This is a genomic window from Halospina sp. K52047b (genome assembly GCF_008709855.1).
GTDB lineage: Bacteria > Pseudomonadota > Gammaproteobacteria > Pseudomonadales > Oleiphilaceae > Halospina > Halospina utahensis_B.
In genome coordinates, this window is sequence record NZ_VYJH01000001.1 from 255,788 (window position 1) to 268,662 (window position 12,875).

13 protein-coding genes are annotated in these 12,875 nt (G+C 62.8%); 8 read left to right on the plus strand and 5 right to left on the minus strand.

What is annotated here, in order from left to right; translation table 11 throughout:
- Window positions 1–99 precede the first annotated feature (99 nt).
- The 3 genes from F3089_RS01245 to F3089_RS01255 are packed head-to-tail and all read left to right on the plus strand — an operon-like array spanning window position 100 to window position 3,003.
- Complete coding sequence (locus tag F3089_RS01245) at window positions 100–1,794, plus strand: carbon starvation CstA family protein (RefSeq protein WP_502707316.1); 1,695 nt, start codon at window positions 100–102, stop codon at window positions 1,792–1,794.
- Window positions 1,787–2,047, plus strand: a complete 261-nt coding sequence (locus F3089_RS01250; protein ID WP_151439041.1) for a cory-CC-star protein — start codon at window positions 1,787–1,789, stop codon at window positions 2,045–2,047. Before F3089_RS01245 ends, F3089_RS01250 begins: the two co-directional genes overlap by 8 nt.
- Window positions 2,038–3,003, plus strand: a complete 966-nt coding sequence (locus F3089_RS01255; RefSeq protein WP_192497240.1) for an ArsA family ATPase — start codon at window positions 2,038–2,040, stop codon at window positions 3,001–3,003. Before F3089_RS01250 ends, F3089_RS01255 begins: the two co-directional genes overlap by 10 nt.
- Here the strand turns inward: F3089_RS01255 and F3089_RS01260 are convergent.
- Both F3089_RS01260 and F3089_RS01265 read right to left on the minus strand, forming a co-directional pair.
- Window positions 3,000–4,181 (minus strand): iron-containing alcohol dehydrogenase, encoded by a 1,182-nt coding sequence (locus F3089_RS01260; RefSeq protein WP_151439043.1) that lies wholly within the window; start codon window positions 4,179–4,181, stop codon window positions 3,000–3,002. The two genes, F3089_RS01255 and F3089_RS01260, sit on opposite strands and share 4 nt — an antisense overlap.
- Window positions 4,178–4,726 carry a hypothetical protein gene (locus F3089_RS01265; RefSeq protein WP_151439044.1) on the minus strand — a complete coding sequence of 183 codons (549 nt, stop codon included), beginning with the start codon at window positions 4,724–4,726 and terminating at the stop codon, window positions 4,178–4,180. Before F3089_RS01265 ends, F3089_RS01260 begins: the two co-directional genes overlap by 4 nt.
- Before the next feature lie 149 nt (window positions 4,727–4,875).
- On the opposite strand from F3089_RS01265, the gene F3089_RS01270 reads away from it, so the two are divergent.
- Window positions 4,876–5,787 carry an alpha/beta fold hydrolase gene (locus F3089_RS01270; RefSeq protein WP_151439045.1) on the plus strand — a complete coding sequence of 304 codons (912 nt, stop codon included), beginning with the start codon at window positions 4,876–4,878 and terminating at the stop codon, window positions 5,785–5,787.
- On the opposite strand, the gene F3089_RS01275 is transcribed toward F3089_RS01270, so the two are convergent.
- On the minus strand, window positions 5,770–7,059 hold the full coding sequence (locus tag F3089_RS01275) for a M48 family metallopeptidase (protein ID WP_151439046.1): 1,290 nt from the start codon (window positions 7,057–7,059) through the stop codon (window positions 5,770–5,772). The genes F3089_RS01270 and F3089_RS01275 overlap by 18 nt on opposite strands.
- A 79-nt stretch (window positions 7,060–7,138) precedes the next feature.
- On the opposite strand from F3089_RS01275, the gene F3089_RS01280 reads away from it, so the two are divergent.
- From F3089_RS01280 to F3089_RS01295, 4 genes are all read left to right on the plus strand, one after another.
- Window positions 7,139–7,615, plus strand: coding sequence for a PaaI family thioesterase (locus tag F3089_RS01280; RefSeq protein ID WP_151439047.1), 477 nt, complete (start codon window positions 7,139–7,141; stop codon window positions 7,613–7,615).
- Window positions 7,612–8,043: a PaaI family thioesterase gene (locus tag F3089_RS01285; RefSeq protein ID WP_151439048.1), complete on the plus strand. Its 432-nt coding sequence runs from the start codon at window positions 7,612–7,614 to the stop codon at window positions 8,041–8,043. Before F3089_RS01280 ends, F3089_RS01285 begins: the two co-directional genes overlap by 4 nt.
- Before the next feature lie 192 nt (window positions 8,044–8,235).
- Entirely contained in the window at window positions 8,236–10,143 is a 1,908-nt protein-coding gene (gene htpG, locus F3089_RS01290; protein WP_151439049.1) for a molecular chaperone HtpG, read from the plus strand.
- A 12-nt stretch (window positions 10,144–10,155) separates the two neighbouring features.
- Entirely contained in the window at window positions 10,156–10,419 is a 264-nt protein-coding gene (locus F3089_RS01295) for a DUF2835 family protein (protein ID WP_151439050.1), read from the plus strand.
- A gap of 39 nt (window positions 10,420–10,458) precedes the next feature.
- Here F3089_RS01295 and F3089_RS01300 read toward each other — a convergent pair whose 3' ends face one another.
- Complete coding sequence (locus F3089_RS01300) at window positions 10,459–11,034, minus strand: lytic transglycosylase domain-containing protein (RefSeq protein ID WP_151439051.1); 576 nt, start codon at window positions 11,032–11,034, stop codon at window positions 10,459–10,461.
- 10 nt (window positions 11,035–11,044) lie between these two features.
- Window positions 11,045–12,775, minus strand: coding sequence for a proline--tRNA ligase (locus F3089_RS01305; RefSeq protein ID WP_151439052.1), 1,731 nt, complete (start codon window positions 12,773–12,775; stop codon window positions 11,045–11,047).
- Window positions 12,776–12,875 lie beyond the last annotated feature (100 nt).

Genomic DNA, 12,875 nt, shown 5'->3' on the forward strand with positions numbered 1-12,875 from the left:
ACGGTGGTTTCAAGAGGCGGCCTGTACACCCGCCGCCTCAGCGGTTAAGGTTTCAGACCGTCTTGTAACGCCACTCACTGGGCACCGCAGGAGGATTCCGTGACAAGCTGGCTGATGGCATTGATGGCGTTCGCCGTCTTTTTCCTGGGTTACCGCTATTATTCCCGTTTTCTTGCTGAACGGCTGTTTCAGCTGAGCCCGGACTACCGGACTCCGGCGCGTCGCTATGAAGACAGTGTGGATTTCGTCCCGACCAACAAGTTCATCCTCTGGGGCCATCACTTCACGTCCGTGGCGGGTGCCGCGCCCATCATCGGGCCCGCCATTGCGATGATCTGGGGCTGGGGGCCGGCCCTCGCGTGGGTGTTGATCGGCACGGTGTTCATGGCCGGCATCCATGACTTCGGTACGCTCTGGGCATCCGTCCGCAACCGGGGCCAGTCGGTGGGTGTGATTGCCCGCAATGTCATCAGCCCGCGTGCGCTGATGCTGTTCCTTCTGATCATCTTCTTCCTGCTGTTGATGGTGAATGCGGTCTTTGCCGTGGCCATCGGTACGCTGTTCTCCACCTTCCCGGAGAGTGTGCTGCCGTACTGGCTGCAGATTCCGATCGCCATCACCATCGGTGTCCTGGTCTATCGTCGCAACTGGCACATCCTGATGCCGTCGCTGGCTGGGCTCATCCTGCTGCTGTTCCTGGTCTACGCCGGCACACTCGCACCGCTGGGGCTGCCCGAGCAGATGGGGGGCTATTCCAGCACCGCCTGGTGGGTGCTGATCATGCTGGGTTACGGCGCTATTGCCTCGCGCCTGCCGGTCTGGCTGCTGCTTCAGCCCAGGGACTTCATCAACTCGCATCTGCTGTTCATCTGCCTCGCGCTGGTCTATCTGGGGGTGTTCATCGGGCAGCCCGAGATTGTTGCGCCGATGTACAACACGGCCGTTCCCGATGATGCGCCACCGCTGCTGCCGCTGCTGTTCGTGACCATCGCCTGTGGTGCGATTTCCGGGTTCCACGGTCTGGTCAGTTCCGGTACCTCCTCCAAACAGCTGGCGCACGAGACGGATGCCCGGTTCGTGGGCTACCTGGGGTCCACAGGCGAGGGGCTGCTGGCGGTTGCGGCCATCCTGGCAACGGCTGCCGGTTTTGCCACCGTTGGGGACTGGAACGAGCATTACGGTTCATGGGCCGAGGCCAGCAGCCAGGGGATTGCGGCTTTCGTGGAAGGGGCCGGTAACCATGTGAACCAGCTTGGTATTCCCGTGGAAGTGGCGACCACCTTCATGTCCATGATGGTGGTGGCATTCGCTGCGACCACCCTGGATACCAGCATGCGCCTGCAGCGGTTCATCCTGGGTGAAATCGGTCGCCAGTACCGGATGCCAGCCCTGGGCAACATCAACTTTGCGACCGTTCTGGTTTTCCTGAGCTGTGCTGCGTTGGCGTTCTTCGCCGATCCCTCGAATCCAGGGGCCGGGGGTATGGTGCTCTGGCCGCTGTTCGGCACCACCAACCAGCTCACAGCCGGACTGTCGCTGCTGGTCCTGACGCTCATCCTCTGGCACCTGAAGCGTCCCATCATCTACAGCCTGGTGCCGTTCCTGTTTGTGGGCGTGATGACCATCTGGAGCATGATCATCAATATCGGCACCTACCTGCGGGAGGGCAACATGCTGCTGGTGGTGATCGGTGGTTTGATCTTCGTGCTCAACATCTGGCTGATTCTGGAAGGGATCAACGCGGTGCGCCAGAAGCGCGATCCCTCCGAACTGCTGGATACGGACAATGATTAAGGAAGGGCTGCGGCGCCTGTTCGCGTTCTACGACGAGATGTACCAGGCGCCGTATCGCCGGATTGAACGCCGTGCCCAGCGCCGCAGGGACGATCTGTTCCGGCTCATGGTGCTGTCCGAGTCACTGGGCGTGCCCAATCCAGCGGCCTTCTACACCCTTGAACTGGTGCCCTTCATGCTGGAGGACTTCCATGAATGGCACCAGCGCATGGGGATGGAGCATTCCCCGCTGGAGGGCTTCCGTTGCTGCTAGGGCGCCTCTTCGGCCGTAAAGCCGCACCGGTGGATACCGGCGAGGGCGCGCGGCTGGTGTTCTTCGGTGGCAAGGGGGGCGTGGGCAAGACCACCTGTGCTTCCGCTTATGCCCTTGCCAGGGGGCGTGAAGGGGAAAGGGTGCTGGTCATTTCCACGGATCCGGCCCACTCCCTGGGGGATCTATGGTTGGTCTCCCTGGGACCATCCCCCAAGCGGGTAGCCGAAGGCGTGGAAGCGCTGGAGCTGGATCCTGCTAAGGCCCTTGAGAATTACATCAGCCAGGTGCGTGAGAACCTGCGCGACCTGGCCAGCCCGGAGGTGCGCGAGGCGGCGGAACGCCAGGCCTCGCTTGCGGCCGGGGCGCCGGGGGCCGAGGAGGCGGCCCTGCTGGATGAACTGGTGCGCCTGACCCTTGGGAATGAGAGCCGGTACGACCGGATCGTGTTCGATACCGCGCCCACGGGCCATACGCTTCAACTGTTGCAGTTGCCGGAGGTCATGCGCACCTGGACGGAGGCGCTGCTGGAAAAACGCCGGGAGGCGGTGGATACCAGCAGTGCGCTGCAGGGGTCGGAGGGAAGCCCCGAAGATCGGGCCGCGCGGATTCTGGCGGAGCGCCGGGATCGCTACATGGCGATGCGGGATCGCCTGAGGGATCCGAATCGGACCCGCTTCATTCCGGTCCTTAATCCGGATCGCCTGTCACGGGAGGAAACCCGTCGCATGGTGGCGACCCTGGAAGAGGTGAATGTCCGGGTGGATACGCTCATCCTCAACCGGGTCCTGCCTGAAAGCGCGGACGGCGATTTTGCCCGCCGGCGCCGCGAGTCCGAAGCGGATCACATCGCGGCGACACGTCAGGCCTTTCCCGGCATGACCCTGATCCAGCTGCCCCTGAATGCGGCTGACGTGAGCCGTGACCAGGGGCTTGAGGAACTGGCCGGGGCGCTTTAGGCCCAGGCCTTTTCCAGCACCGCACGGGCATCCTCGAGCGAGGCTTCCTTCGGATTGAACATGATGGAGCCGTCGTCGATGGTCATCTGCGCAATCCGGTCCAGCTGGCTCTTCTCGACCTTGCCGGTTTCCTGGAGGGTGCGCGGCAGCCCACAGTGGCGATGGAGGTCGTCACGCAGCTTGCGGATGGTCGCAATGGACTCCTCGGCACGCTGGCTCTTGGGCGTCATGGCGTAGATCTCGGGGCCGGCCAGGTGCAGCAGCAGCTCGCTCAGCGGCTCACGGATCTCTTCCAGGTTGTATTCCAGCACGTAGGGCAGGAACAGGCTCATGCACAGCCCGTGGGGCAGGTGGCAGGCCGCGCCCAGTGAGTGGCCAAGGGCATGGACCAGACCAACCATGGAGTTCGAGAAGGCAATCCCCGCCATGGTGGAGGCCTGGGCCAGCTCCAGGCGGCGCTCGGCGTCGTCCGGCTTTTCCATGACCTTGAGCAGGTTGTTGCTGATCTTCCTGATGGCTGCCGCCGCGTAGGCGTCACTCAGCGGGTTCTTGGCGAGACAGGTGAAGGCCTCCACCGAGTGGGTCATGGCATCCATACCCGTGGCCGCCGTGATCTGCGGGGGCAGGGTGAGCGTCATGCGCGGATCGAGCACCGCCGCGTCCGGAAGCATGAAGCCGGAGGCAAAGGGCAGCTTGACCTCTTTCTCGGTATCCGCGATCACGGCCACGTTGGTGACCTCGGAACCCGTGCCGGCCGTGGTCGGGATCACGAAGAATGGCTTGAGCGGGCGCTTGAGCACGCCGGAACCGGCGTACTGGGCAATGTCATCACCGCCTTCGGAGACCAGGATGTTCACCGCCTTGGCCGTGTCGATTGGCGAGCCGCCGCCGATGGCGAGAATCCCGTCGCACTTCTGTTTGCGGTATTCCTTCGCGATCGCAGTGACCGTCTGCTTGGAGGAGTCAGCGGGCACGTCGTCATAGACTACGGTGATGTCCATGCCGCCTTCCTCGCAGGCAGCCAGGACCTTGTCCAGAAGGCCTGCGTTACGCACTCCCTTGTCGGTGACCACCATGGGTCGCTCCACAGCGCGGGAGCTGAACTCGTAGGGCAGGTGTTCGAGTGCTGCCTGGCCGGCAATGACCTTGACCGGGCAGAAGAATTCGTAATAGCTCATGATGACCTCACCGTGTCCACAAAATTCATTGCCACTTTCAGATAGATGCGGGCCGCGCTGAAGACTTTCTCAGGCAGGCCCAGATTATCCGGGTATTCCTTGACCGCGCGGGAGGCAACCAGCCGCGGCAGGATGAAGGTCTCGAGGCGGTTGAGTACACGCGTCATGCGCACCGCGTAGCCCAGGTCGCCATCCACCAGCATGCGGTCATTGGCGAAGGACTGGGCGGTTTTCTCCTGGAACGACAGGACCAGAAAAGCGTGATGCAGGTGCTTGAACTGGATGCTCAGGTCGGGCCTCTGGGCCACGCTGCCGCCCAGATACTGGAGGCTGCCGTCGCGCTGCTTGCGGATGAACAAAGCCGGGCCCTTCGGCATGACCTGCATCGAGAAGAGGAAGCCATCCGGAAGGACGGCCACTTCGCCACGGACTTCATCGTCCACCTGGCTGATCGCTTCCAGCGAGCGGCCAACAACATCCAGCATCAGCTGGACATAGGTACGCTTGGCCTGGGAGGCCAAGGGTCTCAGACGTTCTCGGATCATGATGGTCGATTCCCTGCGTAGAAAGCGGTTTCGCGTTGAACGTGATAGGCTACGCCACCGTGCGCAGGCCCACCTGAATTGTCCGACGCCTTTTGTACCACAGCGCCGGAACCGATGACAGGGTGGCAGGTTATCCAGAACGGGAGGACATGGCATTGGCACAAACGGCACCCGCACCCATTCCCGGATTGCAGTACTGGGAGCGCCGCACGTCCGCGGGCCATCTCGTCACAGGCTGGCACTCACAACCCAGTGGCCGACCGGTGGTGCACTTCATCCATGGCAACGGCTACAACAGCCTGGTCTATCTGCCCCTCCTGGAGCGCCTTGCCGAGGACTATGACCTGTTCCTGAGCGACGTCCAGGGCCATGGCGCCAGTGAAGAGAACGGTGAATTTCTGGGCTGGAACCGGACCTCCGAGCTGTGTGAGGAAACCTGGCAGGCATTCGCCCATCTCTGGGAAGGGCAGCCCCATTACGCCATGGGCCACAGCTTCGGCGGCATCATGAGCCTGTTGATGATGGAGCGGGATCCGGCCCTCTTCGACCGCGCCGTCCTTCTGGACCCGATTATCTTCTCCAGGCGGATGCTGTGGGTGATGCGCATTGGTACCTGGCTTGGACTCTGGCAGAACAACGGCTTCTCGAAGAAGACACGGCAGCGCCGGCGTGAGTGGCCGGATCGTGCCACCGCGCTGGAAAGCCTGGAAGGGCGAGGCATGTTCCGGGGCTGGACTCCGGAAGCGCTCCGGGCCTACGTGGACCATGCGCTGATCGAGCAGGACGGCCAGGTGGTGCTGCGGTGTCCGCCAGAGGTGGAGGCGGCGATTTTTGCCGGCTATCCACGTGGACTGTGGCGGGCCATGAAGCGCTTGCGCACCCCCAGCCATGTGATCCATGGCGAGAGTACCTACGACTTCGTGCGCGACTCCGTTGCACAATGGGTCACACTCAACCGGAACGTGAGTGCCGAGACACTGCCCGGGGGGCACTGCTTTATGCAGCAGGCCCCGGGAACCGCGGCCGAAAAGGTGCGCGCAGCGCTAGCCGCCGCTCAGTGACTCCAGCCTCTGGCGGGCAATATCGCCAATCCTGCCTTCGCCCTGGGCGGCCTTCTGGTAGTACTGGCGGGCCTCGCTGGTACGCCCCTGGCCGGAAATCGCATCGCCGAGCCCAAGGTAGGCGATGCTGGTGGGCACGACCTCCAGCGAGGCCTTGAAGTCCTTCTCCGCGGCGTCAAAGTTGTCCAGCTCCTCATGGGCCAGACCCCGTCCGATGCGGTAACTGAACATCTCCGGGTAGAGCTCCACCGCCCGGTTGTAGTCCGCCAGTGCGGACTCGGTCTGACCCTGCTGCATCCGGATGTCGGCGCGCAGTTCCCGGAACGCGGCCTCGTCTGGAACCTGCTTTATGGCCTGCTCCAGCAGAGCCAGAGCCTTCTCGGACTCCCCTTCGCCGGCGGCCTTACGGGCCCGGTCGTAGGCTTCGTAGGCATCCGCATCCTCGCGTAGTCCGGCCATCATGCGCTGATAGCGTTCTTCCCCGAAGGTGCCTTCGCGCCCCAGTTCATCAGCAATCCGGCGGTTGGCCTCGACGCGCTCCTGGGACGGTGGGTGGGAACGGAAAAGCCCGGTTACGAAGTTGCTCTGCTCGTTCTTCGACAGACGCACGAAGACCTCCTGGAGCTGGACGGCGGCTTCCGGGTTGTAGCCGGCCTCGGCCATGTACTGCATGCCGTAGCGGTCGGATTCCAGCTCGTGGCTGCGGCTGTACTGCGCCATGATCAGCTGCGAGCCAAGGGCGGCGCCGCCCATGATCAGCCCGGCGTATTCATTGCCGTTCAGCGCCAGACCCAGGCCTATACCGGCCACCCCCAGGTTGATGAGGGTGCCGCGCTGCATGCGCTGCGCACTGTGGCGGGCTGCCGCGTGTACGATCTCGTGCCCCATGACGGCTGCCAGCTGGGCTTCGTTCTCAAGTTCCGTGAGCAGGCCCCGGTTGATCGCGATCTTGCCTCCGGGCAGGGCCCAGGCGTTGGGTACGCCGCTGTTGATCACGGTGAACTCGTAGGGGAGGTCGGGGCGGTCGCTGACGTCCGCCAGGGACTGGCCCACCTCGGACACGTAGTTGTTGAGTTTCTCGCCCCGGTAGTAGCGCCCGCCCTGGGTCTGGATGGTGGGCTGGTACTGCTCCCTGCCGATCTGGAGCTCATCGGACTCAGAGACCAGGCGCAGCTCACGCTCACCGGTGACGGGATTGACACCACAGCCGCCCACGAGAAGGGTTGTGAGGATCAGGGCCGGAAGGGCATGAAGGTGTTTCAGGCGCCGCATGGGTCAGGGTACCTCGTCTGTGAAAGGGAGTCAGTTTCCGTTATAGTGCGCCGGATTCCACGCAGATTGCAAAGCCGCCATGAATGATGAAACCCTGCTCGCACGGGTCTCGCGCTTCATCGGGACCCTGCGTCACTGCCAGCATCTGGGTATCCGGGCTGTATCCGCCACGGAGAATGAGCTGGTCGTTGAACTGCCTTATTCCGATGCCATTGTAGGCAACCCGGAGACCGGGGTGATCCACGGCGGGGCGATCACCACGCTCATGGATACCGCCTCCGGTACGGTGGTGATCTGCGCGCTGCCGGAGTTCGAGCTCTGCCCTACACTCGATCTGCGGGTGGACTACATGCGGGCGGCTGAGCCGGGGCATCCGGTGTACGCACGGGCACGGGCCTACCGGGTAACCAGTAATATCGTCTTTACCCGCTGTGAGACCTTCCAGGAGGATCCGGAGCAGACCATTGCCCACTGTGTGGGAACCTTCATGCGGATCGGCCCGGAAGCCACGCCCAAGGCCTACCGTGACCTGATCACGGGAGGGTATGACGAATGAGCCTGTCCGGTGAGATGCGCAGTGCCCTGGAGGCCGGGGATTACCAGGCCCTGATCCAGGCCGTGCCCTACGCCCGAACCCTGGGCATGGAATGCGAGACCTTCGGGGAGGAGGTGGTTTTCCACCTGCCCCGCAGCGATGACAACCTCGGCAATCCCATCCTGCCTGCCATCCATGGTGGCGTGATTGGTGGCTTCCTTGAGATGTCCGCCATGATCTCGCTCATGATGTCCCAGGAGACCCCCAGGCTGCCACGGATCGTGGACTTTTCCCTCGACTATCTGCGTGCCGGGCTGGACCGGGATACCTTCTGCGAGTGCCACCTGACCCGCCAGGGCAACCGGGTGGCGAACGTGATCGTGACCGCGTGGCAGCAGTCCCGGCGCAAGCCCATTGCGACGGCACGCGCGCACTTCATCATGGATTGACCCCGAAACCTGAACCTGTAGGAGCTTGCTTTGCAAGCGATATCGCGAGCAAAGCTCGCTCCCACGGTAATATCGCTTGCAAGCAAGCTCCTACAGGTTGACGACACCCCTTGAAATCCGCCGCATAGCCCCAAGATTGCCAGCTGACAACAGGTTCAAGCAGGCAACAACCATCAAGGAGTGCGGCGCATCATGACTGCCGAAGCACAGAAAGAAACCCTCGGCTTCCAGACCGAGGTCAAACAGCTCCTCAACATCGTTATCAATTCCCTGTACTCCAACCGGGAAGTCTTCCTGCGGGAGCTGATCTCCAATGCCTCCGACGCTGAGGACAAGCTCCGCTTCGAGGCCCTGTCCAATAATCAGCTTCTGGAGGAAGACCCGGATCTGGCGATTCATCTGAGCTACGATTCAGAGGCCGGCACCATCACCATCCGGGATAACGGCATCGGTATGACCCGGGACGAGGTGATCGAGAACCTGGGCACCATCGCCAAGTCCGGTACCTCGGACTTCCTCAACCAGCTCACTGGTGACCAGCAGAAGGACGCCAAGCTCATTGGTCAGTTTGGTGTGGGCTTCTATTCGTCCTTCATCGTTGCCGACCAGGTGGAAGTGACCACCCGCAAGGCTGGGACGGGCTCCTCTGAAGGCGTGCACTGGGTCTCCAGTGGCGACGGTCAGTTCACCATTGAGCCTGTTGAAAACGCGCCCCGGGGGACAACCGTGGTCCTGCACCTGCGTGAGGATGCGAAGGATTTCGCGGACGGCCACCGTCTGCGCCATCTGGTGAAGAAGTACTCCGATCATATTTCGTTCCCGGTCCGCATGCCCCCGGAGCCGACCGGTGAAGAGGACGAGAACCAGGAGGACAAGCCCGCCGAGGAGACCGTCAACGAGGCAACGGCCCTGTGGACCCGGCCGCGTAATGAGGTTTCCGAGGACGAGTACAAAGCGTTCTACAAGCACATCGCGCATGACTTCGAGGACCCGCTGACCTGGTCCCACAACCGGGTTGAAGGCTCGCTGGACTACACCAGCCTGCTCTACATTCCGGGCCGGGCGCCGTTCGACCTTTACAACCGCGAAGCCTCACGTGGCCTGAAGCTGTACGTGCAGCGCGTCTTCATCATGGACGACGCCGAGCAGTTCCTGCCGCTGTACCTGCGCTTCGTGCGCGGCGTGATCGACAGCAATGACCTCTCGCTGAACGTCTCGCGGGAGATCCTGCAGAACGACAGCACCGTTGAGAGCATCCGCACGGCGCTGACCAAGCGGGTGCTGGACATGCTCAAGAAGCTGGCCAACAACGACCCGGAGAAGTATCAGCAGTTCTGGGACCAGTTCGGTCAGGTACTCAAGGAAGGGCCCGCGGAAGACTTCGGCAACCGCGAGAAGATCGCGCCGCTGCTGCGGTTCGCCTCCACCCATACCGGCGAGCCCACGCAGAACGTGTCGCTGGATGACTACGTGGCCCGCATGAAGGAAGGCCAGGAGAAGATCTACTTCCTGACATCGGACTCCCACCAGGCGGCCAAGGCGAGCCCGCACCTGGAGATCTTCCGCAAGAAGGGCATTGAGGTGCTGCTGCTGTCGGATCGCATCGATGAATGGATGATGGGGTACCTCAGCGAGTATGAGGGCAAGCACCTGCAGGACATCTCCCGTGGCGAACTGGACCTGGACGAGGTCGAGTCCGAAGAGGAGAAGAAGGAGCAGGAGCAGGCCTCCGAAGAGCACAAGGACCTGGTCGAGCGTATCCAGAAGGTGCTGTCCGACCGGGTGAAGGAAGTGAAGGTGACCAAGCGCCTGACCGAGTCACCGGCTTGCCTGGTGGTTGGCGATTACGACATGGGCCAGCAGATGCGCAAGATCATGGAAGCCGCCGGCCAGCCGCTTCCGGATTCCAAGCCCATCTTTGAGATCAACGTGGATCATCCATTGCTGCAGCGGCTTGAGAAGGAGCAGGGCGAGGAGCGGTTCTCGGATCTGACCCAGGTGATCTTTGATCAGGCGACACTCGCCAGCGGTCAGGAGATCGAGGATCCGGGCACCTATGTATCCCGCCTCAACCGTCTGCTTCTGGAACTCGCGGAGTAAGCGGGAGGACGTATGGCCGGAGAGTCAGTGGTCGTGGATGTGGTGATCCATCGGGATGACTGGCTCCGGGTCTATGAAGGGACCGCCTGGCGCGTCTGGGTCAAGGCGCGTGACGGGCGGTCCGTCGTCTTTCCTGCCCGTATCCTTCAGCGCTGGATGGAGCATGACGGTGTCTTCGGCACGTTCATGATCCACTACGATGGCGAGGGTAAATTCCACTCTGTTGCAAAAATCGGCGACGTTCCGCGGAACACACCGGCCTCCCCGATCGGCTGAACGGAACTGAACTGAACGGGAATCCGCCCTCACCGAGGGTCAGCGATTGACGTGGAAGTGCTGTTCCAGCGCATCAAATACCCGTTCCGGGTACCACACCTTGCCGACGCTGCCGTTGTAGCGGGCCAGCGCCTTTGCGAGGTTCCCGTCTTCCTTTTCCAGGTAGTGCGCCAGAATGGTGGTGCCGTAGACCAGGTTGGTTTCCACCTTGGTGAGGTTGTCCTCGGGGCGGCCGATCTCCTTTTTCCAGAAGGGCATGACCTGCATCAGGCCCTGGGCGCCAACCGGGGAGATGGCGAACCGGTCGAAACCGCTTTCCACCTGGATCACTGCGAGGACGACTTCCGGGGAAAGGCCGCGTCGGCTGGCTTCCCGATGCACCAGCCGGAGAATGCGCAGGCGGCGGTCGTGGTTATCCAGCCAGCGTTCGGTGCGGCCGGACATATCCACAAGCCAGACCTCGGCGTCGAAGCGGTCGTCGAAACTGTCCGCGGCATTCACGGCCTCGCGGAGTTTGGACCGCAGTTCCGGATCCGGCTGGCTGGTGGCGGCATGGATCGGGCTCGCCAGCAACAGGGCAAGCCCGAGTACAGCGATGCTGACGGCGGTGCGCATATTCCGGAGTCTAGTCCGCGATCACCCTGGCCGCCAGGAAGCGGATGATGTCATCCGCCGCCACATCCTGTTTGTCCGCGTCGGTGCGGCCCTTGTATTCAAGGGTGCCGGCTTCCAGGCCGCGGTCACTGATGACCACTCTGTGGGGTATGCCGATCAGCTCCATGTCCGCGAACTTCACCCCCGGGCGCTCTTTGCGGTCATCCAGAAGCACGTCATAGCCGGTCTGGCGCAGCTGGTCATAGAGCTTCTCCGCGGCCTGTGCCACGCGCTCGGACTTGTGCCCGTTGAGCGTGACAATGGCGATCTCGAAGGGGGCGATGGCGGTGGGCCAGGTGATGCCGCTGTCGTCGTGGTTCTGCTCGATGGCGGCCGCCACCAGGCGGGAAACCCCAATGCCGTAGCAGCCCATGTCCATGTGCACGGACTTGCCGTTTTCATCCAGAACGGTGGCGTTCATGGCCTCGCTGTACTTGCGGCCCAGTTTGAACACATGGCCTACCTCAATGCCACGCTGGATGCCAAGAACACCATGGCCGTCCGGGCTGGGATCGCCTTCCTCAACCTCGCGCAGGTCGGCGGTCTCGCCCAGGGCAACATCGCGGTCCCAGTTCACGCCGGTCAGGTGGTAGCCGGTACGGTTGGCGCCACACACAAAATCCGCGAGATGGGCCGCGGCGTGATCCACGATCATGGGGACCCTGAGGCCCACAGGGCCGATGGAGCCGGCGTCGACGCCCAGCGCCTTACGGATCTCCTCATCACTGGCCATGGTCAGCGGCTCGGCAACGTCCGCACGCCGCTCCGCCTTGAGGTCGTTCAGGGTATGGTCACCGCGCAGTACCAGTGCCACCAGTGGCTGCTCGTTGCTGTCCTCATCCTTCGGGGCATGGACCAGCAGAGTCTTGAGGACCCGGTCCGGTGTTGTGTTCAGGTAGCCGGCCACCTGTTCGATGGTGTTCTGGTCCGGGGTGGCCACTTCCTGCATGGTTTCGGTGGCGGTGGGGCGCTCACCTTCCGGCGCCAGGGCTTCGGCCAGCTCGGTGTTGGCGGCGTAGTCGCTGTCCGAGCTGAAGGCAATGGCGTCTTCGCCGGAGCTGGCCAGTACGTGGAACTCCTGGGACTTGCTGCCGCCGATGGCGCCGGAGTCTGCCTCCACGGCCCGGAAGTCCAGGCCCAGGCGACGGAAGATGGCGCTGTAGGTGTCGACCATCACCTGGTAGGTCTCGTCCAGTGACTCCGGGCTGGCATGGAAGGAATAGGCGTCCTTCATCAGGAATTCGCGCGAGCGCATCACGCCAAAGCGCGGACGGCGCTCATCCCGGAACTTGGTCTGGATCTGGTAGAAGTTCGCCGGCAGGTCGCGGTAGCTCTTGAGCTCGTTACGGGCGATGTCGGTGATCACTTCCTCGTGTGTGGGGCCGTAACAGAAGTCACGCTCGTGGCGGTCCTTCAGGCGCAGCAGTTCGTCACCGTACTCCTCCCAGCGGCCGCTCTCCTGCCAGAGCTCGGCCGGCTGAATGGCCGGCATCAGCACTTCCTGGGCGCCGGACCGGTCCATTTCCTCGCGCACGATCCGCTCAACCTTGCGCAGCACGCGCAGACCCAGCGGCAGCCAGGTGTAGAGGCCACCGGCGAGGCGGCGGATCATGCCGGCGCGAAGCATCAGCTGGTGGCTGACAATTTCAGCGTCTGCCGGGGTTTCCTTGAGGGTGGCGATCAGGTACTGGCTTGCTCGCATAGGGGCTGAGTCCGTCTGGATGATGCAAAGATGACTGTTCGGTAAGTGGGGGTTATTCTACGAAGTCCGCCGGCCAGGGTACAGGGTGGCGGTTACGCCA

Coding starts and splice junctions, on each gene's coding strand:
- F3089_RS01270 (WP_151439045.1), top strand. CDS start 4,876: ATGGCATTGGCACAAACGGCACCCGCACCCATTCCCGGATTGCAGTAC.
- F3089_RS01250 (WP_151439041.1), top strand. CDS start 1,787: ATGATTAAGGAAGGGCTGCGGCGCCTGTTCGCGTTCTACGACGAGATG.
- htpG (WP_151439049.1), top strand. CDS start 8,236: ATGACTGCCGAAGCACAGAAAGAAACCCTCGGCTTCCAGACCGAGGTC.
- F3089_RS01285 (WP_151439048.1), top strand. CDS start 7,612: ATGAGCCTGTCCGGTGAGATGCGCAGTGCCCTGGAGGCCGGGGATTAC.
- F3089_RS01260 (WP_151439043.1), bottom strand. CDS start 4,181: ATGAGCTATTACGAATTCTTCTGCCCGGTCAAGGTCATTGCCGGCCAG.
- F3089_RS01295 (WP_151439050.1), top strand. CDS start 10,156: ATGGCCGGAGAGTCAGTGGTCGTGGATGTGGTGATCCATCGGGATGAC.
- F3089_RS01275 (WP_151439046.1), bottom strand. CDS start 7,059: ATGCGGCGCCTGAAACACCTTCATGCCCTTCCGGCCCTGATCCTCACA.
- F3089_RS01300 (WP_151439051.1), bottom strand. CDS start 11,034: ATGCGCACCGCCGTCAGCATCGCTGTACTCGGGCTTGCCCTGTTGCTG.
- F3089_RS01305 (WP_151439052.1), bottom strand. CDS start 12,775: ATGCGAGCAAGCCAGTACCTGATCGCCACCCTCAAGGAAACCCCGGCA.
- F3089_RS01280 (WP_151439047.1), top strand. CDS start 7,139: ATGAATGATGAAACCCTGCTCGCACGGGTCTCGCGCTTCATCGGGACC.
- F3089_RS01265 (WP_151439044.1), bottom strand. CDS start 4,726: ATGATCCGAGAACGTCTGAGACCCTTGGCCTCCCAGGCCAAGCGTACC.